Below are 25,482 nucleotides of genomic sequence, written 5' to 3'. Positions count from 1 at the left end.
TTGGAGGGAGAGGAAAACAACAGAGGTCAAACCGGTGGAAAAAACCCCTTTCCCCCCCACGACGCTCTTCCGGTTCGGTCTGCTCCGCAGACACGACGCGCGACCCTACGGGTCGCAAGAAGTGTTGGTTGGAAGTGACTCCGTCACTTCCAACCAACACCAATCGCTACGCGATTGCCCACGGCACTGAACATCTCCCACTACCGACCGCATCGCTCGGGAACTGCGTTGGCAACAACAGGGGTTGGCGTCCGAAGCCGCGATCATCCCGGGGTCGACAAGCCAAAGCACCGACTCGTGGGGCAAACCAACACCCCACAACATCAGGCGACTTGGAACCGTCATCGCCAACCATCATTGGAAACAGGCGACTTCACCACCGGGCCGGCCACTTCCAATATAGGTGCGTGCCACACCACGAACAAGGTCTGCATCAAAACCTGTTCCGGGTACGATCTGGGGAAATCCACGAACCCCACCCGGTACCGGACCCGGCCCGCTCCGCGGCCCCACCACCGCACCCAACGGGGCGAACGGCACCGACCCGCAGGCACATCGACCAGCCCTCCACAGCTACCACAAGCCCGGCCCGGCAACCACCAGCAACCACTCCACAAGCGGCCTGGACGCCCTCCTGTTGCCCTCACGCCCCGATCCGCCACATGCCACCAGGGGCTCGGCAAGGCCACACAGCGCCATCGACAGGCCCGGGCGCCCGACCGACAACCCGACCCGAAAGTCGTAGGAAAACCAGACAGGAAAACTCGACAGGAAACCGAGAGGCGCCGCCGATCAGGAACGACACGAACGGCCACCGAGAGGCGACCTCGTCCACCGTCCACGGGTTTTCCCAACGGAACCGACCATCCGTCCCAGATCCTGCAAAACCACAGCCCACAGACCCGACAAAGCCGAGCAAGACAGCAAAAACCCAGGCCACGCAGCCAAGATCCAAATCCCAGATCCTGCAAGCCCAACGGTCAACACACGATCAAACGACAAGAACTTTCAAAACTGCCGGGACGGAGCAACCAGTACGCGCCGTGACTCCGGCCGGCGTCCGGCACGCGGAACCCGGGGCCGTCGTCGCCGACCTGTCATCGTGCGGTGAGGACGTGCGCCCACGGCTCGTCGATGTCCGCCAGGCCCAGCACGGCGACCACGTTGTCGAGCATTCCGGCGCCGAACCAGTGCCGCACGGCGTCGTCGTCGCCCAGGAGCTGCCGAACGGTGGCGACCTGTTTGGCGTAGCACCGGCGTACGGCCTGCCCCACGAGCGGCTCGCCGGCGGCGCAGTTCGCGTGCATGAGGAAACGCAGGATGCTCCGGTCCGCGACGAGCGCGGCGTAGGCGTCACGCGCGGCGCCCAGCGCCTCCTCCGGCTCCGGCCCGGCCCCACCGGATGCCGGGGCGTGGGCGACCAGCGTGTCGGTCATGACGACCGACACGTGGTCGACCACCGCCGCGAACAGCGCTTCCTTGTTGGGGTACAGGCGATACAGGTACGGCTGGGAGACGCCGGCCCACTCGGCGATCTCGTGCGTCGTCGTCCCGTAGAACCCCTTTTGTGCGAAGCAGTCGACCGCGGCGGCCATGATGGCCCGGCGTCGTTCGTCGCTCTTGGTGCTGGTACCGGCGGCAGGCATGGGCGTCAGTCCAACATGGCTTGGGGTCAGGCGCCAAACGTGACGCTGCGGTCGGAGGCGGCCGGCACCTCGGAGGGTGTGAGGGCGTCGATCGCGACCAGGGGGTTCCAGTAGTCCAGGTAGTGGGTGATGCGTGCGTCGTCGTCGGTGCGGACGACCGAGATGCAGGTCTGCTCGTACGGCTTGCCGGTGGGCAGCGCCGTGCCCGTCGAGCGGAATTCCGCGACTACGAGACTCGGATCGACCGTGTCGTGGAACACGAGGTCGACGAACCTGACGTCGAAGGTCTCGGGGAAGCCGCGCATGTGGGCGAGCAGGGCGTCTCGCCCGATGACCTGCTTCGGCACGCCGTCCGGGGCGTACGGAAACTCGAGTACCGCGTCCGGGGCGAACAGCTTCACCCACTCCTCGGTGTCTCCCGCGGCGGTGAGGCGCAGGTGCTCGGCCACGGCGTGCTGGGCAGCGGCGCGGCGGGCGTCGTCTTCCGTACGTGTCATGCTCGCTCCTACGTTAGTGGTCGACCGATAACCTACTACGGCCGCGATCGGTGTGGGTAGTTGTTGGTGTGCATGGTCAGCCTGCCGACACCGGTCTCACGCCTCGTTCATCACCCTGCGGCAGCCGATCGGTCACCTCACGTCAGCCGGCGATACAGGGATCCGAACCACCGGTACACGCACTCCGTCGACTCCCGTCGCCGACGACCAACCATCGCCATGACACGGGCCATTCACACGCCACGACAACCACCAGGAACCCCCCGACAGGCCACCCGGACGCCCTCCTGCGGCCCTCACTTCCGGATCCGCCGCCACCAACCCACCAGCCGCCACAACGCCCCACAGCGCCATCGACAAGCCCGACGCCCGATCAACAACCCGACCCGAAAGTCGTAAGGAAAACCCGACAGGAAACCGAAAGGCACCACAGGAACCGCCACGCCCGCGACCCCGGTTCGCCTCAACCACGCCATGGCCCGCCGACCAGGGTCGGTCGCGAGCGCGTCGACCTCCCCCGCGTGCGTTCACGGGTTCTCGACGGCGTCGACGATGTTCGGATCGGAGGCCAGGCGCAGTTACGCGGGTCGGAACTCGGCGGGGCCGGGTGTGGTGTGGCCCAGAACCACGACCCGAAGACGAGTCCCGGCCGGATACCGGCCGTCCGTGTCCCGCCACGTCGGCTCCGCGTACTCCGGTTCCAGCAGGCCGACCTCGCCGTTCGGCATCTCGACCATCATTCCGAAGGGGCGGTGACGGACCACGACCGCCTCCACCACCGCGCCCCGCGAGTACCCGCCCGCCATCGGTCCCCCAGCCCTCGTCGGAATCCCTCGCCGTACGATCCGCGAACGCCGCGACGACCCTGGGACGGTCCCGGAAGGGAATCCTCAATCGCGACGCGCAGCAGGTGATCACCGCATCACATCGAGATCAGCACCCTCAAGGCGACCCCAACCTCCACCCACGGTTTTCCCAACGGAACCGACCATCCGTCCCAGATCCTGCAAAACCACAGCCCACAGGCCAGACAAAGCCGAACAAGACAGCAACACCCAGGCCACACAGCCAAGATCCAAAGTCCCAGATCCTGCAAACCCAACGGTCAACACATGATCAATCGACAAGATCTTTCAAAACAGCCGGGACGGAGCACCCGAAAGTCGTGAGGAAAACCGGACAGGAAAACTCGACAGGAAACCAAGAGGCGCCGCAGGAACTGCGGCGCCGGTTCGGCTCAGGCGTCTTGGAGTTTTCCGCGTTTGGGGCGTTGCGTGGTGGTCCGTCGCGGAGCAAGTTGGCTGACACGCTGGTGGGAGAGTCCCAGGACCCGGCCCGCGTCGCGTTGGCTCATTCCGGTGTCCAGCAAGGTCGCGACGGCGTCGGCCAGCGCTCGGCTCGCCGTCCTGTCGGCTTCCTCGGCTGCCCGCCGCGCCTGATCCAGGGCGTGCAGGGCCTCGGTGGTGCCTGCCACGGACAGTTCGACGCTCACCTCGTCCGGGCTCACGTCCAACGCGGCCGCGACGGCGTCCCGGGCCATGTCGGCGGCTTCGGCGAGGGTACGTCCCTGGGTGTACACGCCACCGGCGGCGTCCTCGACACTGACGGCCCACCACACGCCGGACCGTTCGGCGGTGGCCTGGTAGACGGTGGGGGTCATGCGTTTCTCGCCTTCCTCAGGGTCTTTTGAGCGGTGATCTCGTTGATCTCGCGGTGACGCGCGACCACGAGGATTTGGCCTTTGAGTTCGTAGATGTCGTGGTTGCCGCCGTGCCGGGTCAGGACGGCTCCGAGGGCTTCCAACTCTCGGACGAGGTCGGTTCGTTTCACTCGTGGATTCTATCCACGATAGACAGATCGATTCTAATTCGACTAGAAGCCCGCTGCAAGGACGGCTCGCTCGAAGCGCCCACCGGTTCGGCGTGGCGAGTGCCGGCCGGGATCGGGGCCCATCCGGCCGAGGGCCCGAGGGCCCGGTCGTCGCCGTGGCGCCGGCGCCGGCCGACGCGCCGGCCGAAGGCCCGGGCCGGCCCTTCGGCGCCGGCGGGCGGGGTGTCAGGGCATGTCGCCGGACCGGCGCAGGCATCCGTCCGGCGAGCTCGTGGGGGAAGCCGAGGAGCAGCTGCTCCAGTTGCGCGGGGCGCAGACCGGGAGCACCGCGGACGCGGCCGGGCGGTACGGACGAGGAAACCCGGGTGGGGCGGGTATTCTCACGGCCCGTCCGACCCACCGGCTCCGGCAGCCGGTGTCGGCTGGCCGGTGCCATCCCTGGCTGTATGACTCCCCGGCGTGTCACTCGGTGTACGGGTTGACGATGCGGTGGGGTCGCTTGGCGATCTCCAGCACGTTTTGCGGGAAGCGGGGGCCGGCGACGTAGTGGCGGCCCTTGGTCTGTCCCACGGCGGTCAGTACCCCTGCCTTCGTCAGCGCTTGGAGGTCGCGTGTCGCCTGTTGGGTGTTGATCGCTTCGGCCCGTTCGTAGCGGGAGCGCCGCACCCTGCCGACCATGGCGACTTCGTGGAGGGCTGTGACCTGCCGTTCGGTGATGCCGTCGGCTTCGGCGGCCTCCATGAGTTGCACCCAGCATTCGTTGGAGCGGTCGACACGGTGCCGCACTCGCTGGGCCTGCTGGTGGTAGGCGAGGAGGTTGAACTTGATCCACGGCAGTGTGTCGCGCTCGGGTGACCAGAGGGGGCCGCCGACCTCGCGGAGCACCTTGTAGTAGTCCCAGGTGTTGCCCGGCATTCCCAGCCACTCCTCGATCGAGGAGAACTCGGGGGCCAGGACGCCGCCGCGGGCGATCAGCAGGGTCTGCAGCGAGCGGGACATCCGCCCGTTGCCGTCCGACCACGGATGGATCTTCACCAGGTTCAGGTGCGCCATCGCGGCCCGGATCAGCACGTGGTCGTCGAGGTCGCCCTCGTTCAACCAGTCGACGAACTCGCCCATCAGGCCGGGGACCAGTTCCTGATCCGGCCCCTCGTAATCCGTCTCCAACTCGTCGCCGGGGGCCGTGATCCGGATGGCGGTCTTTCGCCACTGCCCCGCCGTCTTCAGCGGATGATGATGCCCCTGCAACATCCAGTGGAGCGCGTTCAGCAGTTCCTTGCCGTACCGGAAGTCGGCGACATCGTGCAGCGACTGGATGTACGTCATGGCCTGCCGGCAGGCCAGCGTCTCCGCCTTGTTCTCGTCGCTCGCGTCGACCTCGCGTTCCCCGTCCATCAGGTCCGCGACGTCCTTGACGTCGACCCGGTAGCCCTCGATCGTGTTCGACGCCGCGATGGCGCTGGCCGTCAGGGCCTTGCGCAGATCGAGCGTCCATTTCACGGGGGCCTGCCGGACGGCGTGGCGTAGCCGGTCACGCATCGCGTCGACCTGTTCCAGGACCCGCAGGTCAACCGGCTCGAGGTGGGGAATCGCATACAGCATGAGGCAATGACACCAAACTCCTATCATTTCATGCTTGCAGGTTTCGGCCACGTCAACCGGGCGTGGGCGCCACCGGGTGTACGGCGCAGCGGTGGGTGGGCGTGGGGCGTCACACGGCGGCGATGCGAGACGGCGGGGTCGAAGGCACGGCGGCGGGTGGCGCCGGGCAGGGTGTCGCGAGGCCGAGACGCGGGCGGTGGGGCGGGCCCGGAAGGTGATGCGGCGGACGTCCTCGTCGAGTTCGGACTCGTGTGGGCAGGCGTTGACGGCGAGGGTCTCGCCGGCGCCCGTGCAGCGGTGGATTCAGGTCTTCGCTTCGGTTGCGATGGTGTCCCGGAGGTTCTCGCGGGCGGTGATCAGGACGCGGGTGGCAACGATCCGGGCGTCGGGCGGGGGCACGTACCGGTCGGTGTCGGTGTCCATCGGTGGGGTGGGCGGGTTCGCGGTCACGGTTGTTCCTCGGGTTCGGCCTTGTGTGTGGTGGGTGGGGGCCGGGTCGGATGCAGTGCGCGCGCAGGTGATGGTGCCAGCCGTGATCCGCAGGTGTGGGCATGGCGGGGCGGCCGGTGCGGCTGTTGTGGCGCGGCGCGGCGGACGGGCGGACACGTTCGTGGGTACTGCGGGTGTTCGCTCGGTACACGGACGGCACCGCGCTGCCGGCCGACTTCCCCGGCCGTGCCGAGGCGGGCGGTGAACGGGCGCTGCAGGCCGCGGCGGTGGTGACGGCGGCTTTGAGCGGGGCGCGGCGGGGTGGGCGGCCGGTGGTCGCGGTGGGGGCGCATGTGCGGTTCCGCGGAGCGGGATGGCAGATCGTTGCGCTGTCCGGACAATGCTTCCACCTGGTCGGCGAGAGCGGGGACGACGAGGTGGTGCCGGCCGGGCACCTGTTCGCCGATCCGGACTTCGCGATCCGGACTTCGCGGTCCGGGGTGCGGGGGTCGGGCAGCCGCAGGGGGTGCCGCGGTGGGGGTTGTTCGAGACCGCCCCGGCCGCGGCGCGGGAGAGGGCGTTGGCGTGGCAGCGGTACATCCGGGAGGTGGAATGTGGTCGTGCGGGCGGGCCCGACGGCGGTGGGGTGGTGCGGCCGGAGTACGACCCGGCGCGATTCACGTCGGCCGAGCGGAAACGGGCCACGGCCGAGGACTTGACTGCTTTGGGTTTCGGGCGGGTTTCGCGGACGACGGTGCAGCGCATGCGCGGCCGGTACCGAAGGCAAGGCCTGTGGGGTCTGGTCGACAAGCGCGCCACGCGCGGCGCGAGTGCGACCGGGCGCAGCGACGAGCGGGTGGTGGTGGCCGTGTTGGAGGCGTTGCGGCGGCAGCGGGGGCGGTCGAAGGGGACGGTGGAGGGGTTGCGGCGGTTGGCCGGGGAGATCCTGGACCGGGCGCATGGGCCGGGTGTGGTGGCCTTGCCGTCGCGGGCGACGTTCTATCGGTTGGTGAACGCTCTGGCCGATCCTGCGGAGTTGCCGGCGCGGACCGCGAGCGCGACGACGCCGCCGCCGTTCGCTCCGGTGGGTGCGTCGCGGCCGGGTGAGCAGGTCCGGGTCGACAGCACCCGCCTGGACGTGATGGCCGTTTTGGACGATGGCCGGTTGGGGCGGCCGGAGTTGACGATCGCGGTGGACGTGGCGACGCGGAGCATCGTGGCGGCGGTGCTGCGGCCGGAGGGGACCAAGGCGGTCGACGCCGCTTTGTTCGGAGATGGTGGTGCCGCATCCGATGCGGCCGCACTGGCCCGAGGCGTTGGAGTTGTCGCGGGCGAGCGTGCCCTACGAGCGGCTGGCGGCGGTGGACGGGCGGTTGGAGGGCGCGGCGGCGCGGCCGGTGATCGTGCCGGAGACGGTCGTGGTCGACCGGGGCAAGGTGTTCGTGTCCGAGGCGTTTGTGGCGGCGTGCGAGACGTTGGGGGTGAGCGTGCAGCCCGCGCCGTCCGCGAAGCTGTCGTGGGGGCGTGCGGTGCGGCGCGGTGGGCCGCCCGGTGGCGTTGTCACCGGGTGCGGGAGTTGTTTTGATGAGTTGGAGAAGCCGGCATAGGACCCACGTCGCGAGTCGGTCTGTTTGACGTCGTGCCGGGCGTTGCGGTGCAGTGGTGGTGTGGGCTCTCGCCGCACCGGGGCGAGCGGGACGCCACTTGCGCGAAGGGCCCCCGTGAACGGGTTGACGTCGGCCGAAATCCTGCGCCGATGCTATGGCGTTCCCTTTCCACCGGAGTTCTTTGTGTTGGGCGAGCCGCACGAGATGACCGAGGAGTTGTTGGTCGAGTTCTTTGCTCGGCCGTGGCAATTGGTGATCCCGCCGGCCGTGTCATGGCTCCGTACAGAGGAGGAAGAGGAACGGGTCCTGCTCGCTCGCGACCTGCTCCCCTTGGTGAAGCCGCTCGGACTCCGCCAGCGTCACGGTGGCAAAACGGTCGGCTACCGTCTGAGCCGACTCGCCGACGGCCGCACCACGGTCTTCGCCCTCCCTCGCAACGCCCGCCCCGACAGCCCCATCGAGCACGTCGGCGACTCGCTGCTGGAGTTCCTGCACGAGCACCACACCGACCACCGGGATGCGCTCCTCAAGCAGTACAACGCGCCGTCCAACTTCGGCACCGGCATGGTCGATGCCGACGAGGTGCAAGAAGTCGAAGCCCTGCTCCACCACATCGAATACCTCCAACGCCGAGCCGCCGACCACGGCATGCACGACCGACACGCAGCCGAGTGACAGCGATTCACACAGACGCCGCGCCCGACTCATCGGGTAGTCGTCGCCGAAGTCGTTGCACAACCGGGTCGCGACCGGTTTCGAGGCAATCGGTCGAGGTGGCGATCGTCATCGCCGGCGACGCGGTGGCGGATGCGGGAATCGTCGCCACCATCACTCCGGTTCCGGGGCCTGCTGTCGTTCGTACCCCCGATTGGCCAGAGGCCCGCGTCGGCCGGTGGTTGGCATGGAGCCCAGGAGCCGCCCGGGGAACCGGTGTTGGTGTCAGGTCATCCGACCCGCGCGGGGCTGTCGCGGGTCACAGCCCTACGCGTGCGGCCCACGGCCGCCGGGATGGACACGCATCGGGTGCCGCATCACGATGGGCAGTCCTCCCCGATCGCCGCCCGAGGCGGGAAATGGGAGGTCCACCACAACCCCCACGACGGCCGCCAGGTGCGGATCCGCCTGCCCGACGGCGAGTCGACCGAGATCCCGTGGATCCACCGCGACCACGCCCACCACCCGTTCGACGAACGCACCCGGCAATACGTGCGTGCCACCGCCGGCCCCCACACCGACACCGACATCCACGAAGCGAACCTCGCGGAAGCCCTCGACCAACTCGTGCGCCGTGCTCGCAGCGGAGGAGCCACCCGCACCGAACAACGCCTCCTCGCCCGCGGGACACCCACCCGGATTCCCCTGCCGGGACACCCCGTGCACGAAGGGCGGGAGCAGGACCCCGGCGGCACCGTCCCGGGGACGGGCGAGGACAGCCTCGACGAACTCGACGACGGCCTCGACGAGTCACCACCGCGGGGGTGGTGCGCCGACGAAACCGACCCCGACTCCCCCGCACCGCCGTACACGGGGTACGGCCTCTACGACGCACACGAGGAGGCCCTGAAATGGTGAGCCCCGGTGCGCGATCGAGCGACGACACGTGGGCACACATCCATGCGGACACGACGGCACGGTCCCGGCCGGTGACCACCTGGCAGGGCCGGCAGGACTTCGCAACCGCACCGCTCCCGAGGCCGCCCGAGCCCGGCGCACCGCTACGGAGCCGGGAGGAACGCCCGGCCTACCACTCCGTGTTCGTGACCGTCCGCACCCCGGCCATCGACACCCTCGCCACGAACATAACGCACGCCGACGCTCCCGGGTCCGGGGCCGCCGGCAACGGACCACCGCCCGGCCGGCGTTGATCGTCACCGGCCCCGCCGCCGCCGGCAAGGCCACCGCGCTGCACCCGCGTCGGGCGCGCCTGCCACCTCGCCCACGCCCGCCGTGTTCCGGCGCCGCCGGGGCGGGCCCACCCACGCGTGCCGGTCGCGTACGTCCTCGTGCCGCCGGGCGCGACCGCGAAGGCCCTGGCCGGCGAGTTCGCCCGCTATCTCGGCGTCCCCGCCGGCGCCCGGATGACGCAGGCCCAGATCACCGAGGCCGTGTGCCATACCTACCACCGGGCCGGCGTCCACCTCGTCCTCATCGACGAGATCCACCGCCTCAACCCGCGCACCACCACCGGTGCGGAGACCGCGGACCTGCTGAAAGACCTCACCGAACGCATCGGCGCGACGTTCGTGTACGCGGGCATCTACGTGACCGCCACACCGTTGTTCGGCGGGGTACGCGGAGCGCAACTCGCCGGACGCGCCTCGTTGGTCGAGTGCGGGGCCTTCCCCGCCCGGCTCGGGAAACGCGAACCGTTCAAAGAATTGATCGCCGGAGTGGAAGCCGCCCTCGACCCGAAACGCACACCGCGCGGGGACACCACCGCCGCCTCGCGCCCTACCTCCACCAACGCACCGCCGGCCGGATCGGCAGCCCCCTCCCGCCTCACCCGCCTCACCCGCCTCATCCGCCTCATCCGCCTAGCCGCCATCACCGATCGACAACGGCACCGAACACATCACCAAAACCAACCTCGACCGGATCCGCCTCGACCACACCGCCGAAACCCGACACCACGCCCGGCTCGACGGCCTCTTCGCCCGGGTCGCCACCGACCCGGACTTCGCACCGCTGGACCAGGCCCCGATGTTGCGGCTCCTGCTCGCCCGGTTCCTGGGCGCACCACACACCTGAGTCGCACGCACGGGCTCGCTCGTTGAACCGCCCGGCGTACCGCGAGCACTGTCGCATGCCGAGGAGCCGGGGCGACGTTGGTCGTCGCCCCGGCTGCTTCGCGCGTCTCGTGTCGAGACGGGATCGGTCGTCTTCGCCGGGCGGCCGTCCCGGGCTTGACGTGTTCGGCTATTCGGGATTGCCCCGTCGGGATTCGGCCGCGGTGAGGAAGGCTCTCAGCGCGTCGTTGAACGGTTGGCCGATCCGCTGTACGGCGTGCGGGCTTCCCGGGAAGAGCCTGCGCTCGGCGTTCATGCGTGTCGCCAGCACGTCGCATACCGCTTCGAACGCGGGGGTTCCGCCACCCGATACGACGAGCTTGGGGAAGGTGGTCCCGGCGAGCAGCGGCAACGGGACTCCCGTGTCCCACGGCTGTTCCGTCTTCAGATTGTGTACGGCCTCCGCGAACTCCGGGGGAAGCGGGCTCGGCAGCGAAAGCTTGACGCCGAGGGCCTCCAGGAATCCCGCCAGGAACGTCTCGTCGTCGGCCGAGACGTTCCGCTCCCAGTGCCGCATCAGTGCCTCGCGCAACTCGTCGACTGCGGGATGGCCGATCCCGTTGGGCAGCGCGGGTGGTTCGATGACGGTGAGGGAGCACACACGATCCGGGACCAGCGCCGCCGCCCGCATGGCGACGACACCGCCCATGGAGGTGCCCACGAGGTGGGCACCGGAACCGATCAGTTCGGCGATCTCTTCGGCATCGCGATCGGGGTCGATGCGATCGGTGTGCGGGCTCGGACGGTAACCGCGTCGATAGGGCGCGATCACGGTCCATTCGTCCGCGAAGGGTTGCTGTTCCACGAATGCGGCGGCGGCGGAGTTCAGGCTGCCGTGAATCAGCAGGAGCCGGGGGCCGTGATCACCCCATCGCTCCGAGGCGAGCGTGTTCAACGACGTACTCCGTTCTGCTCAGGCACGGGGGCCGGCGGCGAAGACACCAGGGTCGATGTCGAGCCGGCGGGACTCGAATCGCCAACCGTCGGGCGTGCGGACCAGGGTGTCGCGGTAGATGCCCGTCGCGATGACGAACGGCGATTGCACGACCTGGAGTTTGACCACGACGCTGTACATCTCGGCCCGCTCGGCGTCGCCTTCGATCACGTGATTGACGCCCAGGTGTCGCGCGCCATCCTCCTTGCCTGCCGCGATGTGACCGCGGAGGAACTCCTTGATGGACGTGTGGCCCTGGAAGGTCCCGTAGTTCGCGACGAACGTTCCGTCGGGGATCCAACACTGTGCCCAGGCGTCGACGTCGTGCGCGTCGAGGTATTTGAACTGCCGGGCGGCGAGCTCTTGGATCGCCAGCCTGTCTTCCACTGTCAGGGGCATGTCTGTTCGCCTTCGCAGGGGCGCCGCGGGGCGGCGCTTGTCGGTTGCGGTTCGGGGGCTGCGACCCGTGGGGGCAGCCCGGATTGCGGCGGCGTCCGCCGTTCGGCCGTTCGGGGCGATCAGGCCCCGAGAGCGTCGGGCCGAGTGGGGTTCAGAAGTACCAGGGCACCTGGGCGTGGCCTCGGTCGACGAGGTCCCCGAAGCGTCCGCCGAGGAAGGCCAGCGGTTCGCCGGCGCGCTCGCAGGTATCCAGGACGCGGCCGACGACCACGATGTGGTCCCCGGCGACGAAGTGGCGCTCCACGTCGCATTCCAGGTGGGCGAGGGCATCCGGGATCACCGGTACGCGGTGCCTTCCGTACGCGGGTTCGAGGCCGGCGAAGTGGTCCTCGGCGCGCCGGGCGAAGCGCATCGCGATCGGTTCCTGACGCGACGACAGGATGCTGACGGCGAATCGTCCCGAAGCGGTGATCGCGTCGGTGCTGCGCGCGCCGATGTTGAGGCAGACCAGCAGCAGCGGCGGGTCCAGGGACACCGAGGTCAGCGAGTTGACCGTCATCCCGTGCGGCGTGCCGTCCAGAGCGTAGGTCGTGACCACCGCCACCCCGGTGGCGAAACGGCCCATGGTCAGGCGCATCGTCTGCGGGTTCACGGACGCGAGGGTGGAAGCCATGTCGTTGTCTCCGATGCTCAGGCGCGGTAGCGCACTTCGAAGGTGACCACGCCCTCGTCGGTTCGCCAGGGCCCGTGCGGCATGCCCGGCGGGCGGCAGGCGTACATGCCGGCGGTGAAAGTGCGGTCCAGGGTGATGTCGGTGAACGAGCCCTCCAGGATGTACACCTCTTCCCAGAAGTCGTGGCGCTGCACGCCCATCGCAGTGGAGTCGGCGCCCGGCGCGTAGCGCAGGATTCGGGTCGCGACCCCGGTGGCGGGGTCCTTGGCCAGGACTCGTTCGGTGATCGCCGGGTCGTCGCCCGGACACAGGGTGAACTCGATGTCGGAGACGGGGAAGAACTCGTGTTCGGGCTTGCTCACTGTGGTCACGCTCCTGTGGTTCACACGGTGCTCTCGACGTGGTAGCTCGCCAGGAAGGCGTCCACCGCGGCGAGTGGCGCGTCGAAGTCGTAGTTGCGGTAGGCGTAGCCCTTCACCACGAACGGCGCGCCCGCGTAGAAGAGTTCGTACTGGTGGTGGCGCCCGGCGAACTCGCTGCCGACGGCATCCCAGACCAGCTTGAAGAGTTTGACCCGCTCCTCGGCCGTGGCTCCGGGGCTCTGGATGTAGCGATCGATGTCGGCGCGCGTTTCGGGATTGGTCATGTCGGCTACGCTGGAGGGCACTTGGAGCACTCCCCCGCCGACGAGGTCGCGCAGGATCGCGAGCACGCGTGGGTACAGTTCCGACTGCATGCCCATCGCTCCGTAGACGGCCCGGGAGCCGGGGCGCCACATGCCCTGCTCGTCGGGCGCGGCGGTGTATTCGGCGGCGAGCACCGCGGACTCGGCAAGCGAGACCAGGCTCGCGAGTTCACCGAGTTTCTCGACGACGCCCGGGAAACGATCGACTCCGTTGACGGCGGCCACCTTGCGGGCCAGGCCGGCCAGGAACTCGAGCTTGACGCTCAGTCGGATCTGGGCCTGCCAGTTGCCCAGCACGTGGGCACCGGTGTCGAAGAACTGGCGTCGCAGTCCGGGGACGTCGCGGTACACGAACACCTGCTCCCACGGAATGAACACATCGTCGAAGACCAACAGTGCGTCGGTCTCGTCGTAGCGCGTGGTCAGCGGGTAGTCGTAGGCGCTCGTGGCGGCCGGCGCGTAGGGGCGTCGACAGTACAGCTTCAGGCCCTGGGCACCGACGGGCACCGCGAAGCTCAGCGCGAAGTCGGTGTCCTCGGGGCCGAGCGGTTTGATGCACGACACCAGGATTTCGTCGGCGACTGCGCCGCCGGTGGCCAGCATCTGCGCGCCGCGCACCACGATGCCGTCGGGGCGCTCCTCGGCGACGCCGACCTGGACCAACTCGCCTTCCCAGGCGTGTGCGGTGGCCGCCCGGGAGACCTGCGGCGGAATGATCGCGTAGGACACGTACAGATTCTCGGCGGCGACCCGGCGCCGGTAGGCGACGATGTTGGCGGCCAGGTCGCGCTCGCCGCTCGCGAACGCCTCCGGGTGGGCTCCGAACGCGGCGATGAACGCACCGACATGGTCGGGGCTGCGTCCGACCCAGCCGTGGGTGTGTCTGGCCCAGCGGGTTGCGGCGGTGCGGTAGGCGGTGAGTTCGTCCCGGCTTCGCGGGGCCGTGAACAGCAGGTTGATCGGCTCGCCGGTCTCCGGGTCGGGGCGGGTGAAGCCGGATTCGGGGTCGGCGGCGATGTCGAAGAGTTCGGCGATCGTCGTCGCGATGGGTGTGAAGGCCGGGTGGTGGGCGACGTCCGCGACGGCCTCGCCGTCGACATGGACCCGACGGTCGTCCTTGAGAGAGGCCAGGTATTCGGCTCCGGTGCGCATCACGAACTCCTCTGGTGCACGGTGTAGTCATGGGTCAGGGAGGGCCCGCCGGGCAGGTCGATGGACAGCAGCCAGCGGGAGCCGTACACGAAGTCGCCGGTGAGCAGGGGCAGGGTGCCGCAGAACAACACCAGGTCACCGGCGACGTCGCCGATGGCCGAGGTCATCCGGTGGAGCAGTTCCCGGGGGTGGCGCAGCGCGGACAGTGGTCCGTACTGATAGGGGTGACCGTCGATCGCGGATTCGGCGGTCAGGTGTTCCCAGTTCGGTGGGCGGGTGCCGGCGTCGAGTTCGATCACGTCGGTGCCCAGCGGCTTGGGGCAGGCGGCCTTGGACGAGGTGATGTCCAGGCGTTCGCGTTCGCGGTCGGTATGGTCCGAGCCGACCGCCAGGAACAGTCGGCCTCGGTGGCGGATGACGACGGGTTCCACCTCGCCCGAGGTCGCCTCGCCGTCCACCGCGACGGTTCGTTCGGTGGTGAGCAGGGACGGGTCGAGATCGTAGAAGGCCGGCACGGTCGCGGGTGGCGGGATGCCGATGGCCGCGAGTTCCTCGATGTGGCGTCGCGCGGCGGCCTCGTCGCGCGCGGTGTAGCCCGCCACGACCAGGCGCGCCGGCCGCACGTCCAGGTATTCGTCGGTGTCGACCACGCGCATGCGCAGCGGTGGTATCGAGGTGCTCACAAGTGGTTCCTTAGCGTGGGTCCGGCGCGCTCTCCCGGGGCGGGAACGACGAAATGGGGCGACGATCGGCGAGGACCGGGAACTCGGCGCGCACCCGGTCGACGTCGGCGGGGTCGGCGTCGCAGAAGGTGACGCCCTCCTCGGTGCCGGCCTCGATCAGGACGCGGCCCCATGCGTCGACGACACGGCTGTGTCCACCGAGTTCGACGCCGCCGTCCTGGACGCCGACCGCGTTGCAGGCGATCACGAGTAGTTGTTGTTCGACGGCTCGGCAGGAGGTGAACAGTTGCCAGTGCTCGCGGCGGGCGGCGGGCCAGGCGGCGGGTACGACGGCGATGCGGGCCCCGCGGTCGACCAGGTCGCGCCACAGTTCGGGGAAGCGCAGGTCGTAGCAGGTGGTGGCGCCCAGGCGCCCGAGGGCGGTGCCGGCCACGTCGATCCGGTCGCCGGGGGTGAGCAGTTCGGCCTCGCGGGAGGCGTGGCCGAAGACGTGGATCTTGCGGTAGGTGTGCGCGATCAGCCCGTCCGGGGTGATCAGGGCGGCGGTGTTGAACAGCCGGCCGTCGTCGTCGCGCTGGACGAAGCTGCCCAGGTGCACGTGCGCGTCCAGTGCCCGGGCCCAGGCGCGGGCCGCGGTGACCGTGGGACCGTTCAGCGGCTCGGCGTGTTCGGCGTAGGACTCGAAGCCGAAGTAGCCGGCCGCCCAGAGCTCGGGGAGCACGACCAGGTCGGCCCCGCGGGTCTGTTCGACCATCACGCCCACCCTCTCGCGGCGGGCTCGGGGCGTTTCGGTCGGCGGGCTGGCGACCTGGACCAGGGCGATCCTCATCACGCCCCCAGGGAGCCGTCGGAGCCCCGGCGGGCGACTTCGGGCAGGTGCAGCGCGGCGAGCGTGCTGCCCAGGTGGGTCCCCAGTGCCTGGGCCGCCCGGTCCGGATCACCGGTGCGCAGAGCGGACACGATCGCCGCGTGCTCGGCCAAGACCTTGCGGAAGCGGCTCTCGTCGCCGACGACGGCACGCAGACCCATCCGGACCTGGCGCTCGCGCAACGCCTCGTAGAAGTCGGCGAGGACCGGGTTGCCGGCCTGTCGCACGATCGCGCCGTGGAAGGCGCGGTCGCAGTCGATGAATCCCACCGCGTCGTCGACCAAGCCCTCCTGGGCGGCCACGAGGGCGTCGAGCTCGTCCAGGAACGCTTCGCCGGCCGGGACCACGCGCCGCATGCTCCAGTCCTCGATCAGTTCCCGGGCTTCCATCACGGTGCGCACCTCCGCGTCCGAGATGGGCGGTACGAAGGCGCCCTTCTTCGGCATGATCTGCACGAATCCCTCGGTTTCCAGGCGCAGCAACGCCTCGCGCACCGGAGTCCGCGACGTGCCCGCCGCCTGGGCGACCTCGGACTCGATCAGGAAGGTTCCGCCGTCCCGAGGCAGGGCGGAGATGTGCTTCTTGAGCCATCGATAGGTGATGTCCTGGGCGGATCCACCGCCGGCGGGCTTTCGTACGCTGCTCATGAACGCAATGTATACAACACGCATACCAACGACAAGAGGTTCACGCCGGCGACTCCGTGAACGTCGCGGGCACCCCGAAGGTCGTGGTGTTCCCGGCGTACGTCACGCGTGGGCCGACGATCGGCATCGTCGACCGGGCGACCTGCCCGACCGGGTGCAGGTCCCCCACGACGAATGCCCGGGTGTGGCCTGTCCCGCGCGCGCCCCTCGCAACGAGTTCGAGCCCTGCCGCGCCGCCGGTACCCGATCCCCCGAAGAACGCGTCGGGATGCGGTGGAGTGTGCTGCCCCGGGCGGCCGGCAGCGGGCGTTCGCCTGGCGTCGAGCGTCAGGCCAACAGCCGTGCCGGCTTGGCCATTTCGGTCTCCGGGTCCGCCACGGGCCGGATCACCGGCTCGTCGACCCCGGACTTCGCCGGCACCTCGATCCGCTCGGTGACCTCGCCCCTGGTACCGGCAAAGCCGAACTTGTCCACCAGGGAGGGCACGATGAGCTCGCGGTCCTCCGGGGGACAGCCGGGCCGGGCAGTTGCGGTGGAACGCCCGGTGACGCTTGGGATCGGTGGGGGTGGCGCCGCGCAACCGGAGCGGACGGTCGACAGCCGCGGCCTCGTCCGGAGGGAGGGCCCGCGTACCCTGGTGTCTCGTCACCTCGTACCAAGGGCGCCGGGAGCGGGGCCGTGTCGCGATTCGAGGTTCCCGCTCCGTGCGGCGTCCAGGGGTTCGGTTGCTCGATGCCCCACCTCGGGGGTTCCCGGCGCCGGTCCTCGCCCCCAGACCGGCGTGGCGCTTCGGCGGTCCGGGGGCCGCCCGGTTTCATCGTCCGGACCGGTTTTTTGGCGAGGGAGTCGATGTGGTGGCAAGGTTCCGGCGCGTGGTGCGATGGATGTCCGGGTGAACCCCCGAGCAGGGCCGCTCCGGAGGCGTCCGCGCGATCCATCAACCGCTCGACGACCTCGCCCACCATCGCGTCCGCAGGCAAATCGGTGGGTTGCGGGTTTTCGATCTCGGTCATGACTGTCCGTTCCGGAAGGGCCGGGATCCGGGAAGGCACCCCGGCCCATCCTTCACATCACGGACTTACACGAACTTTCAGACACATCCCGGGCGGGGAGCCCGAAGCTGGTGAACAGTTCGTGGCGCACGGTGCGGGTGGTGGGGCGGGCGTGGAAGGTGATGCGGTGGATGTCCTGGTCGGGCTCGAGTTCGCGCAGGCAGCTGGTAACCGCCACCGTCTTGCCGAAGCCGGCTCCGCCGTGGATACACGTCATCGCGCGGGCGGCGATCGTGTCGGCCAGGTTCTCCCGCACGGTCAGCAGCGCACGTGTGGTCACCAGGCGCGCGTCGGGCAGCGGGACGTACTTGGTCGGTGGGTGCGGGTGGCAGGTGAGGGGTCATGGGGTGTCCCGTTGGGCGGGGGTGGGTGGCGAGTCGGTGGGTCGGGTGCGGGCTTTGAGCGCGTCGGGGGTGGCCCAGTCAGCCGGGGGCGGTGCGGGCGGGATCAGGTCGGGCAGCGCCAGCTCGGTCAGGTCGCCGTCGTGGTGGTGGGCCGGTTCGCAGGTGGCGTCGGTCGCGGTCAGCGCGTCCAGGCGGCGCGCGTCGGTGGGGGTCGTGGCGGGGCCGAAGCGGTCCCGGCGGAGCTGTTCGGCGGCTTTGGCCTCGGCGCGCAGGCGGCGGGCGCGGGCCGCCCGGGCGCGGCGCAGCGCGGGGCGTTGTTCGTCGGTGGCCTGGTCGGCCAGGTGTGCGGTGCCCAGGTGGCGGCCTGTGGCGGGTGTGGTGTGCGTTGGCGGATCCGGCGGCCGGTCCGTTGGGGGCCCCGTCGGTGGGGCGCCGGCGACTAGAGTGGGGCGGTCGGGTCGTCGTGAGGGAGGGGTGTGGGGTGACTGCCGAGCCCGAGTATTCGACTCCGGTGATCGCGCGGCCGGAGTGCACGATCGAGGGTGTGCGTGCGGCGATCGCGTTGTTGGCGCCGCACTGGCTTCCCGAGATGGACCGGTCCCAGCGTGAGGCGACCGCGAAGGCGTTGGAGGTCAACCGGCTCGATCCGTTGCGGGGCTGGTTGCGACACTGGGCGGCGATCGCGGAGATCGAGCGTCACCCGGATCTGGCGTTCCGCTATCACCACGCCGAGCAGGTCGACACCGTCAGCGACGACCCTCGGGTGCGGGCCCGCGGTGTTCGGGTCGCCGGTGAGTTGTTGCGGGCCGCCTACGCAGCGGTGGGCGTGTGAGCTGGGACTGGGAGTACGAACCCGACCAGACGAGCGTGGTGGGCGGAGCGCCGGAGGCGTTCGTCGCCCTGGTCGAGACCGCGGTCGCGGAGATCGTCCGCGCGGCCGAGGCCCTGTATCTCGACGGGACCCTGTACGAGGGCCCCAATCCCCGCGCGGCAACCGCCTACATCGACGACGGCATGTTCGTGTACCTGATCGTGGTACGCAGCGAACGCGTCTACGTCCTGCAGACGACATACCTCCCCGCCCACTGACACCTTTACGTCCGCATCCGCATGCGTTGGGTGGCCCGTGTGGCCGGACAGAGCGGCTGACGGCATCCGTTCCACGCAGCGGTTGAGGTTCTCGATGCCGCCCTTCAGGTGCGGGCTGTAGGGCGGGAGCACGGTGATGTCGGCGTCCAGGGCGGTGAGCGCGGTGGTCACGGTGCGGGAGGGGAAGTCACTGCCGCGGTCGAGGCGCACGTGTTCGGGCAGGCCGCTGTCCGTTGCCATCGAAACGAGGCGATTGACAGCGAATCAAGTTGTTTCGGCCTTTGCGCCGGCGATCCTGGACATTCGTGCTTTTACGGGAACGGACGCTTCTCAGTGCGGACCAGACAGAAGGGGTGTCCCGCCGGGTCCGCATAGATACGCCAGCTTCGCCCGCGCGGACCGATATCGAGCACCGTCGCGCCTGCGGCCAGCACCTCTCGCTGAGCCCGATCCAGATCTGCAACGCCCAAGTCCAGATGGAACTGCTGGGGCCGTGCGGGGTCCGGCCACTGCGGCCGCCGGTAGTTCGCCACGCGCTGGAAGGCGAGCACGAGACCGGACGGCGAGTGGAGCGTTGCCCAGCCGTCACCAGGTACCCATCGCCGATCCTGCCGATTGACGACGCCACCGAGAAGGGATCTGTAGAACTCGGACAGTCGCCTCGGATCAGGACAGTCCAACACCACGCACTGCAGATCAGCAATCACGACCAGACTGTAGACCGTGCCCGCGTACGCGCCGAGCGTCCCCGGTCCGCCCCGTGTCCAAGCTTGAGGCTGTGGCCTTGTGACAATCAGTCCAGTCCATGCAGGTGAGAGCGCCCAACTCGACTGGCTTCGTTGACAACGCACAGCCGCCGAAGGGCCCGGAGGGGTGGGTGCGCGCGGTCGCGGAGCACAACGCGGCCAGGACCGAGGCCCGCGCGGGGTGGCCGGGCGTGACGGCGATGCCGGTGATCGCTTTGGTCGCGCAGTCGATGAACCGGGTGATGTACGGGTGGACGAGGTCGCCGTCGGCGGTCACACGCAGGGAAGCCTGGACGTGGTCGACCTCCCAGGCGTGGTTGCGCCGGGTGGGGGCGCTTGGCGAACGCGTCCAGGGTGCGGGCGGCTTCCGGGCCGTTGCGGTGACCGGCCCGCTCCCCCGCGGTCAGATCTCGGCGGAGTGCGCGCAGGAACGTCGACAACGACGGCACCGGGGCCGGCAACGGCACTGCGGCCGGCGGCGCACTGCCCGGGAGCGGCATGCCGCCCGGGCAGTGCGGTGGTGAGGCGGGCGAGGCGGGGTCGCCGGCGGGCGTCCCCGGACCGGTGGCCGCACGGGCGCGGGCCACGAGTTCGCGGTGGATTGCGGACGCATTGCCGTGCCAGTACACCGGCAGCACCCGGATGAATGGGGTGATCTCGAACCGGTCGCCGTGGCGGGCTCCTGAAGTGGGGGCGGTTTCGGGTGTGGTGGCATCGGCCAACCAACGCCACCCCGTGAAGATCACCTCCCACGCCTACGCGGTCCGGAGCCGCGATCCCGCCACCGCGATGGATCGGGCGCTGTTGACCTGGGCCTGCTCCCGCCTCGGCCCCAACCCCTGACCCACCGCCGATCCACCGCTCCCACGGGCAGGAACGAGGACCTCGATGAACACCACCGCGTTACCTTTTTCTTTCGTGGCCTTGAAATGGGGCTCCTGGCCTCCGGGTCCGGCATGGCTTTTGCCCGCTGTCGAAGGGATGGCCCGGGGGGTGCCGGGCAGATCGGTCATCCGTACGCTCGTCACGGCACCGCCTCCTCGACACGCCGCCGAGACGACCACGTCGGGTCAGCCGAGGATCCAGTGAACGCGGCGGTGTTGCTGCGGTGTCAGGTGCTTCGTGTCGAGGTTGCGGTGACTGTCCGGACGGTCACATACGCGCATGCCGTCGTGTTCACGCCAGGTCGGCAGATACGCAGGGTCGTCGGTAGTCGTGGCGTCCAGGATCTCGTCCAGGGGACCCGGTGCACCGAAGTGGCGAAGCGCGGACTCGTAGGCCGGCCTGGATCGGCCGACCTCGTCGACGTCCAAACACATCGGCATGAGCATGACGGTGCGCGCCGCGCGTTCGTGCGCGTCGCCGGCTGCGTCCACCAATGCCGACGTCTCCCCCCAGCTCAACCCGGCGAACGTCGGCTCGGCCGCGTGGAAACCGAGCGGGATCACCTCGCTGTCGGCGTCCTCCCGGACGAAGTAGTCGATCCCGAAGTCGTATTCGAGGTTGCGGAAGACGATGCACAACTCGCCCCGCGCGCATGGGATCCGCAATACCGCCCACTCGTCGTACGCCAGGTCGTAGAGCCCCGGCGCCCGAACCTCCGCCGCGGGCCGGTAGAAGCCGAAGGCTTCCTCGAGCATGTCCTCGTCGTCCAATTCCTGGACCTGGAGCATCCCCAGGCAAAACTCCAGGTCGATCTCGTTCCAGGCCATCTCGCGAAATGCGGGGAGTCGCCCGCCCGCCTCGGTCTCGACGAAACGCTTCGGATAACCCTTGATCCGCACGGCTTCCCCTACCTCCACGGTTTCCAGAACCTTCGGAACCCGGTGGCCGAGTCCCCGCCCCCGAACAACGGCCCGCCCAGTATCAGGTTGAGTGCACGCAGGAAGGTCGCGCAGATATCCTGACACACGTTTCGCGATGTTCCGCCGTAGACGATCTCTTCCTTTTGCGGATTGTACGACTTGAAGATCGTTTCTTCGGCATGGACATTGCGCTGTCCCTTGGGCGTCTTGGGTCTGGGGACGAATTTCTCATTCGAGCGCAGGTTTCCCCACTTGGCCGGAGGGGTCTTGTTGTCCGCCGTCATCACGATGCGGTTCTCGATCTTGCCGGTCTTGAGGTTGCGAACACCGATGACGGCCACCGTGCCGAATCCCTTGGCTGCGGCCTCGGAGCCCTTCCACAACACATGCAGTTCCCAGGCACGTTTTTCGGCGAGCATCGCCTCGATGACGTAGCCACCGCAGTTGTGGACGAGGACCGGTTGGGCCGCCACCCGCACGAAGTAGGTGTGCAAGCCCTCCACGGTGAGGTTGCGCACGTTCGAGGCACGACCCGCGGGCGTGACGGCCGCGATCTGTACCCAGGTGCCTGCGGAGGTTTGCAGCCAGGTGCCGGCGGTGAGTCCCCCGGCGGGTATCCACTGCGCCAGATCGGGGACCCAGAAGGGATGGTCGGCGGTCGCGGTCAAGGTGTTCGGGCCCGCCGTGGCCGAGGACGTGTGCTCGCCCGTCTGCGGGGCCTCCTGCTGGGCCTCCCCCGCGACCGCGGCCACCGGTTGTGCCTCCGAGTCCACGACCAACGCGATCTCGACGAGCGGCTTTTCCTTCCCGTAGCCGACCGCGCCGACCACCTCACGCGCCTGTACCTCTCCGGTCTCCGGGGACGCGGCGGCCACCCGGTCGCCGACGCGGACATCGACGATGTCGCGGTAACTGCCGTCCGCCATCAGGACCTGGGTAGTCGGCGCGAAGCTGTTGTCGTCGCAGGTGTCCTTGCGTTTGGTGTTGTCGTTGTCCTTCTTCGGGCCGTCGTCGGGCTTTGATTTGGTGGGCGGGTCGGCCTTGGAGACCTCGGGGGCTTTGGTCGGTGTCTTGTTGACCGTCTTGGCCGCGTCAACCGCGTTGTCGGCCTTCTTGGCGTACTTGGCCGCAGTGAAGGCGTTGCCCGCCACCGGGATCGCCGAGCCCGCGGAAAGAGCCGCGTTGGCCCAATCGCCCTCGGCCGCGTACACGCCGGCGTTGAGCAGGTCGGCGGCTTCGCCGATGACCGGCACGACACCCGCGACGTCGAGCGCCACGTGCACGATCGGCGCGGCCTTCTTGATCGCCTTCTTCGCCCACTTGGGGACACCGAACATGCCGTTGGGGTCGGTGAAGGTCAACGGGTTGTTGTACGCGTAGGCGTAGGGATTGAGCTGCATCGGATCGGCGGGATCGAGCAGCGGATCCACCGAGATGAACCGGCCCAGCGCGGGGTCGTATTCGCGGGCGCCGAGATGGACCAGGCCCACGGTGGAGTCCACCGTGCCGTTCACAAAGCCGCGTTCGCCGGGCCACGACGACGCCGCCTCGCCGCGCTCGACACCGAACGGGGTGAGCTTGCGCCGCTGAACGGCCATGTCGGCGGCGCTGCTGATCGCGGTCGTCGCCGTGTCGTGGTGGTCCGAGACGAGCACGGACAACGGCGCGCTCGCCCGCGAGGTGCGAAAGACCGTCGGCGCCCCTGGATGCGTGTAATAGCGGTCGGCGGTGGCGACGCCGTCCGCGCCGACAGTGATCTCGGTCTCCCCCAGATACAGCGTCTTGCCCCTGGCGGTGGTCCGGATCAACCGGTTCCCGGCCGCGTCCTGGACGAATTCGGTGACACCCTTGGCAGGGTCCTCGACCTTCTCGACGCGGCCCTCGCCATTCCAGGTCAAGGTCTGGGTGCTGCCCGATTCCTGGCTCGTGGTGGTGTTGCCGGCCGCGTCGTACCCGTACGTGTTCAGGCGTTCGCCGCCGGGACCGGTCGAGGTGACCGAGGCAAGCTTGTGGCCCAGGCCGTCGGCGGCCGCGTTGTACGTGTATGTGCGGGTGATGTCCTTGGCGGTGTCGCCGGTGGGGTCGGCGACCTTCTCGGTCAGCCGGTTGCCGACCGCGTCGAAGGTGTACGGGTACCAGTACGGATCGGGGCCTCCGACCGTCGCGTTCGCGCCGGTCTTGGGAGGGGCGCAGGTCGCCGTCGGCGATGTCCACGCATTCGTCAGTTGACGCCGTGCGTCGTAGCCGAAGCACTGGGTGTCGGTGACGGCGCCCTGGGGAGTGCCCTGTTTGTCCGCTACGGACAGCAGGTTGCCGGCCGCGTCGTAGCCGTACCGCACGTCGGCGACGCGATGGGCGGCGGCCTCGCGGTCGGTCACCACGTTGGTCAGGTTGTTGGTGAGCGGGTCGAAGTAGTTGGTCGTCCACACTCGGGTCGGCGCGGTGCCGGTCTGGGTGCGCAGCACATCGCCGTACGGGCTGTAGATCGTGTCCGAGGTGTACCAGTTGTGCCCCGACGTGCTGACCGGAAGGCCGTCCGCGTCGTAGCGCACGACAATCTTCTCGCGCGCCAGGCCGCCTTCGGCGGGCAACAGGGTCTCGGCCGGCTTGCCGGTGGGCGTGTACGTGTAGCCGTATTCGTAGTCACCTGCCAACGCGCCCTCACGGGCGGGGATGCTCACCTTGCGCATCCAGTGCGTTCGCGAGCAGGTCCCGGGCCTGGCGCGAGACCCATGCGGAGGGGGCGAGTTCCGGTTCCCAACCCCAGAGCGTGGCGGTGGTGGGCGTGGTCAGGCTGCCGCGCTGGCGGTGCAGCCACGCGTCGTAGGGGACGCGGGCCTGCATCGCGCGGTACACGGCGCGTGTTGTCGGTACTGCGTCCAGGGCGGCGTAGCCGCGCAGGTGGGAGAGCGCGAGCCTGGGGTGGTGGGTGGCCGTCTCGAGGAGGTGGGTGTGCGGTGGGGTCAGGAGTTCGTCGGCGCCGTGGCCGGCGACCAGGGTGTCCGCGTGTGCGGCTGCGCGCTCGAACACGAAGCGTTGCAGGTCGGGGGTCGACACTGCGAAGCCGAGTTCGTCGCCCGGCAGCGGGGCGTCGATGCCGTCGAACGCGCCCGGCGCCTGCGTCCGTTGGTCGATCCACACGTGCGGGACGTCGCCGAGTCGTCGTGCGACGTCGCGGGCGTGCCGGGCGTCCTCGTGGCCGTCCCGTGCCGGGAACCGGGTCAGCGTCGCCGCCGCCACGCCCAGGTGGTGGCCGAGTACGGTCAGGGAGGTGGAGTCCATGCCGCCGGAGCTTTCGAACATCACCCGGTGGCCGGCGCCCGCGCACGTGAGCAGCAGCGCCCGTTCCAGGGCTGCCCGGCATCGCGGCGCGGCGTCGACGAGGTCCGCGTCGTCATCCGGGAACGCCCACACCTGCCGTGGGTGCGGCGCGCCGGTGGTGTCGGTGGTGAACGCGAAGCCCGGCCGCATCAGGAAGATCTCCTCGTAGGGGCTGCGGTGCGCGTGTACCGACGGCGGCGCCCAGCCCACCAGCCTCGCCGCCAGGTACACGCGATCGAGCGTGGTGCGGCCGGTGAGTTCGGACAACAGCCCCGGGGAGTCGGACAACAGCGTCCCCGCCTCGACCCGGGTCCAGAACACCGGGCACAACCCCACCACGTCCCCGCACGCCTGCATGCCCGCCGGGGATGTGGTAAAGGTGTGGAAGCTGCCGTCCAGCGAAGTCATCACCCGACCCGCGAGCCCCGCCTCCGAGGAGGCGCGCATCGCGCGCTCCAACGCGGCGGGGTCGGCGCTCGTGCGCCCGGCCACGACGACGCTCACGTCGGGGCGCTCGACCCGCAGGACGGTGTGGGGCGTTCCTCGGGCGATGACCCACGGGCGGCCGCTGTGATGGGCCGCCAGCACACGCCCCCCGAACTCCCCCTCGCACAGCACGTCGACGTACCGGCGCGCGGCACGGTGATCGGGCAGTGCGCACAGCCACGCGGCCGGACGCACCACCGG

The 25,482-nt window shown here is 69.5% G+C and carries 27 protein-coding genes; 6 read left to right on the top strand and 21 right to left on the bottom strand.

Annotated features, from left to right (window positions below; all coding sequences use genetic code 11):
• Nucleotides 1-1,097 precede the first annotated feature (1,097 nt).
• From ACZ4FV_RS41820 to ACZ4FV_RS41790, 7 genes are all read right to left on the bottom strand, one after another.
• The gene (locus ACZ4FV_RS41820; protein ID WP_391590010.1) at nucleotides 1,098-1,646 is read right to left on the bottom strand and encodes a TetR/AcrR family transcriptional regulator; all 549 of its coding nucleotides are present in this window, start codon (nucleotides 1,644-1,646) and stop codon (nucleotides 1,098-1,100) included.
• Between the two features lie 26 nt (nucleotides 1,647-1,672).
• A complete protein-coding gene (locus tag ACZ4FV_RS41815) occupies nucleotides 1,673-2,143 on the bottom strand; it encodes a nuclear transport factor 2 family protein (RefSeq protein WP_395871278.1) in 471 nt (156 codons plus the stop codon).
• Nucleotides 2,144-2,721: 578 nt separating this feature from the next.
• Nucleotides 2,722-2,907 carry a hypothetical protein gene (locus tag ACZ4FV_RS41810; RefSeq protein ID WP_395871276.1) on the bottom strand — a complete coding sequence of 62 codons (186 nt, stop codon included), beginning with the start codon at nucleotides 2,905-2,907 and terminating at the stop codon, nucleotides 2,722-2,724.
• 473 nt (nucleotides 2,908-3,380) lie between these two features.
• Nucleotides 3,381-3,803 (bottom strand): hypothetical protein, encoded by a 423-nt coding sequence (locus ACZ4FV_RS41805; protein ID WP_395871274.1) that lies wholly within the window; start codon nucleotides 3,801-3,803, stop codon nucleotides 3,381-3,383.
• Nucleotides 3,800-3,973, bottom strand: coding sequence for a type II toxin-antitoxin system HicA family toxin (locus ACZ4FV_RS41800; RefSeq protein ID WP_395871272.1), 174 nt, complete (start codon nucleotides 3,971-3,973; stop codon nucleotides 3,800-3,802). The genes ACZ4FV_RS41805 and ACZ4FV_RS41800 overlap by 4 nt, the downstream gene beginning before the upstream one ends.
• Nucleotides 3,974-4,435: 462 nt before the next feature.
• Nucleotides 4,436-5,575: a Fic family protein gene (locus ACZ4FV_RS41795; RefSeq protein ID WP_465325923.1), complete on the bottom strand. Its 1,140-nt coding sequence runs from the start codon at nucleotides 5,573-5,575 to the stop codon at nucleotides 4,436-4,438.
• A 303-nt stretch (nucleotides 5,576-5,878) separates the two neighbouring features.
• Entirely contained in the window at nucleotides 5,879-6,025 is a 147-nt protein-coding gene (locus ACZ4FV_RS41790) for a hypothetical protein (protein WP_395871269.1), read from the bottom strand.
• A 1,259-nt stretch (nucleotides 6,026-7,284) separates the two neighbouring features.
• On the opposite strand from ACZ4FV_RS41790, the gene ACZ4FV_RS41785 reads away from it, so the two are divergent.
• From ACZ4FV_RS41785 to ACZ4FV_RS41770, 4 genes are all read left to right on the top strand, one after another.
• Nucleotides 7,285-7,611, top strand: coding sequence for a hypothetical protein (locus ACZ4FV_RS41785; protein WP_465325920.1), 327 nt, complete (start codon nucleotides 7,285-7,287; stop codon nucleotides 7,609-7,611).
• 183 nt (nucleotides 7,612-7,794) lie between these two features.
• Nucleotides 7,795-8,286 carry a hypothetical protein gene (locus ACZ4FV_RS41780; protein WP_395871265.1) on the top strand — a complete coding sequence of 164 codons (492 nt, stop codon included), beginning with the start codon at nucleotides 7,795-7,797 and terminating at the stop codon, nucleotides 8,284-8,286.
• A gap of 333 nt (nucleotides 8,287-8,619) precedes the next feature.
• Nucleotides 8,620-9,183 (top strand): hypothetical protein, encoded by a 564-nt coding sequence (locus ACZ4FV_RS41775; RefSeq protein WP_465325918.1) that lies wholly within the window; start codon nucleotides 8,620-8,622, stop codon nucleotides 9,181-9,183.
• Between the two features lie 410 nt (nucleotides 9,184-9,593).
• Nucleotides 9,594-10,385 (top strand): TniB family NTP-binding protein, encoded by a 792-nt coding sequence (locus ACZ4FV_RS41770; RefSeq protein WP_465325916.1) that lies wholly within the window; start codon nucleotides 9,594-9,596, stop codon nucleotides 10,383-10,385.
• Nucleotides 10,386-10,527: 142 nt separating this feature from the next.
• On the opposite strand, the gene ACZ4FV_RS41765 is transcribed toward ACZ4FV_RS41770, so the two are convergent.
• From ACZ4FV_RS41765 to ACZ4FV_RS41720, 10 genes are all read right to left on the bottom strand, one after another.
• A complete protein-coding gene (locus ACZ4FV_RS41765; RefSeq protein WP_402242498.1) occupies nucleotides 10,528-11,292 on the bottom strand; it encodes an alpha/beta fold hydrolase in 765 nt (254 codons plus the stop codon).
• 18 nt (nucleotides 11,293-11,310) lie between these two features.
• Nucleotides 11,311-11,730, bottom strand: a complete 420-nt coding sequence (locus ACZ4FV_RS41760) for a nuclear transport factor 2 family protein (RefSeq protein WP_402242496.1) — start codon at nucleotides 11,728-11,730, stop codon at nucleotides 11,311-11,313.
• 151 nt (nucleotides 11,731-11,881) lie between these two features.
• The gene (locus ACZ4FV_RS41755) at nucleotides 11,882-12,403 is read right to left on the bottom strand and encodes a flavin reductase family protein (RefSeq protein WP_402242494.1); all 522 of its coding nucleotides are present in this window, start codon (nucleotides 12,401-12,403) and stop codon (nucleotides 11,882-11,884) included.
• A gap of 17 nt (nucleotides 12,404-12,420) precedes the next feature.
• Nucleotides 12,421-12,765 (bottom strand): cupin domain-containing protein, encoded by a 345-nt coding sequence (locus tag ACZ4FV_RS41750; protein WP_402242493.1) that lies wholly within the window; start codon nucleotides 12,763-12,765, stop codon nucleotides 12,421-12,423.
• Between the two features lie 20 nt (nucleotides 12,766-12,785).
• The gene (locus ACZ4FV_RS41745) at nucleotides 12,786-14,240 is read right to left on the bottom strand and encodes a 4-hydroxyphenylacetate 3-hydroxylase family protein (protein WP_402242490.1); all 1,455 of its coding nucleotides are present in this window, start codon (nucleotides 14,238-14,240) and stop codon (nucleotides 12,786-12,788) included.
• On the bottom strand, nucleotides 14,240-14,923 hold the full coding sequence (locus tag ACZ4FV_RS41740; RefSeq protein ID WP_402242487.1) for a DUF2848 family protein: 684 nt from the start codon (nucleotides 14,921-14,923) through the stop codon (nucleotides 14,240-14,242). The genes ACZ4FV_RS41745 and ACZ4FV_RS41740 overlap by 1 nt, the downstream gene beginning before the upstream one ends.
• Nucleotides 14,924-14,933: 10 nt before the next feature.
• The gene (locus ACZ4FV_RS41735; RefSeq protein WP_402242508.1) at nucleotides 14,934-15,752 is read right to left on the bottom strand and encodes a nitrilase-related carbon-nitrogen hydrolase; all 819 of its coding nucleotides are present in this window, start codon (nucleotides 15,750-15,752) and stop codon (nucleotides 14,934-14,936) included.
• A complete protein-coding gene (locus ACZ4FV_RS41730) occupies nucleotides 15,752-16,438 on the bottom strand; it encodes a GntR family transcriptional regulator (protein ID WP_402242485.1) in 687 nt (228 codons plus the stop codon). Before ACZ4FV_RS41730 ends, ACZ4FV_RS41735 begins: the two co-directional genes overlap by 1 nt.
• 327 nt (nucleotides 16,439-16,765) lie before the next feature.
• Nucleotides 16,766-16,924, bottom strand: a complete 159-nt coding sequence (locus tag ACZ4FV_RS41725) for a hypothetical protein (RefSeq protein ID WP_402242482.1) — start codon at nucleotides 16,922-16,924, stop codon at nucleotides 16,766-16,768.
• A 579-nt stretch (nucleotides 16,925-17,503) separates the two neighbouring features.
• Nucleotides 17,504-17,770, bottom strand: coding sequence for a hypothetical protein (locus ACZ4FV_RS41720; RefSeq protein WP_465325909.1), 267 nt, complete (start codon nucleotides 17,768-17,770; stop codon nucleotides 17,504-17,506).
• A 545-nt stretch (nucleotides 17,771-18,315) separates the two neighbouring features.
• Here ACZ4FV_RS41720 and ACZ4FV_RS41715 point away from each other — a divergent pair.
• Both ACZ4FV_RS41715 and ACZ4FV_RS41710 read left to right on the top strand, forming a co-directional pair.
• On the top strand, nucleotides 18,316-18,666 hold the full coding sequence (locus ACZ4FV_RS41715) for a hypothetical protein (RefSeq protein WP_126639079.1): 351 nt from the start codon (nucleotides 18,316-18,318) through the stop codon (nucleotides 18,664-18,666).
• Complete coding sequence (locus tag ACZ4FV_RS41710) at nucleotides 18,663-18,923, top strand: hypothetical protein (RefSeq protein WP_465325907.1); 261 nt, start codon at nucleotides 18,663-18,665, stop codon at nucleotides 18,921-18,923. Before ACZ4FV_RS41715 ends, ACZ4FV_RS41710 begins: the two co-directional genes overlap by 4 nt.
• A gap of 311 nt (nucleotides 18,924-19,234) precedes the next feature.
• On the opposite strand, the gene ACZ4FV_RS41705 is transcribed toward ACZ4FV_RS41710, so the two are convergent.
• From ACZ4FV_RS41705 to ACZ4FV_RS41690, 4 genes are all read right to left on the bottom strand, one after another.
• Nucleotides 19,235-19,630: a VOC family protein gene (locus ACZ4FV_RS41705; RefSeq protein WP_465325905.1), complete on the bottom strand. Its 396-nt coding sequence runs from the start codon at nucleotides 19,628-19,630 to the stop codon at nucleotides 19,235-19,237.
• Between the two features lie 1,109 nt (nucleotides 19,631-20,739).
• Nucleotides 20,740-21,471, bottom strand: coding sequence for a hypothetical protein (locus ACZ4FV_RS41700; RefSeq protein WP_465325903.1), 732 nt, complete (start codon nucleotides 21,469-21,471; stop codon nucleotides 20,740-20,742).
• Nucleotides 21,462-24,155, bottom strand: a complete 2,694-nt coding sequence (locus ACZ4FV_RS41695; RefSeq protein ID WP_465325899.1) for an RHS repeat-associated core domain-containing protein — start codon at nucleotides 24,153-24,155, stop codon at nucleotides 21,462-21,464. The genes ACZ4FV_RS41700 and ACZ4FV_RS41695 overlap by 10 nt, the downstream gene beginning before the upstream one ends.
• Nucleotides 24,136-25,479 (bottom strand): asparagine synthase-related protein, encoded by a 1,344-nt coding sequence (locus tag ACZ4FV_RS41690; protein WP_465325897.1) that lies wholly within the window; start codon nucleotides 25,477-25,479, stop codon nucleotides 24,136-24,138. Before ACZ4FV_RS41690 ends, ACZ4FV_RS41695 begins: the two co-directional genes overlap by 20 nt.
• Between the last annotated feature and the right edge of the window lie 3 nt (nucleotides 25,480-25,482).

It is taken from the genome of Embleya sp. NPDC025285 (assembly GCF_055558835.1).
The sequence above is the reverse complement of the archived record's forward strand: the minus strand, read 5'-3'. Positions and strand labels throughout refer to the sequence as shown.

What these genes read in the sequence shown, in the direction of transcription:
- ACZ4FV_RS41805 (WP_395871274.1), bottom strand. Translation starts at nt 3,803, where the DNA reads ATGACCCCCACCGTCTACCAGGCCACCGCCGAACGGTCCGGCGTGTGG.
- ACZ4FV_RS41755 (WP_402242494.1), bottom strand. Translation starts at nt 12,403, where the DNA reads ATGGCTTCCACCCTCGCGTCCGTGAACCCGCAGACGATGCGCCTGACC.
- ACZ4FV_RS41735 (WP_402242508.1), bottom strand. Translation starts at nt 15,752, where the DNA reads ATGAGGATCGCCCTGGTCCAGGTCGCCAGCCCGCCGACCGAAACGCCC.
- ACZ4FV_RS41815 (WP_395871278.1), bottom strand. Translation starts at nt 2,143, where the DNA reads ATGACACGTACGGAAGACGACGCCCGCCGCGCCGCTGCCCAGCACGCC.
- ACZ4FV_RS41760 (WP_402242496.1), bottom strand. Translation starts at nt 11,730, where the DNA reads ATGCCCCTGACAGTGGAAGACAGGCTGGCGATCCAAGAGCTCGCCGCC.
- ACZ4FV_RS41795 (WP_465325923.1), bottom strand. Translation starts at nt 5,575, where the DNA reads ATGCTGTATGCGATTCCCCACCTCGAGCCGGTTGACCTGCGGGTCCTG.
- ACZ4FV_RS41730 (WP_402242485.1), bottom strand. Translation starts at nt 16,438, where the DNA reads ATGAGCAGCGTACGAAAGCCCGCCGGCGGTGGATCCGCCCAGGACATC.
- ACZ4FV_RS41745 (WP_402242490.1), bottom strand. Translation starts at nt 14,240, where the DNA reads ATGCGCACCGGAGCCGAATACCTGGCCTCTCTCAAGGACGACCGTCGG.
- ACZ4FV_RS41820 (WP_391590010.1), bottom strand. Translation starts at nt 1,646, where the DNA reads ATGCCTGCCGCCGGTACCAGCACCAAGAGCGACGAACGACGCCGGGCC.
- ACZ4FV_RS41775 (WP_465325918.1), top strand. Translation starts at nt 8,620, where the DNA reads ATGGACACGCATCGGGTGCCGCATCACGATGGGCAGTCCTCCCCGATC.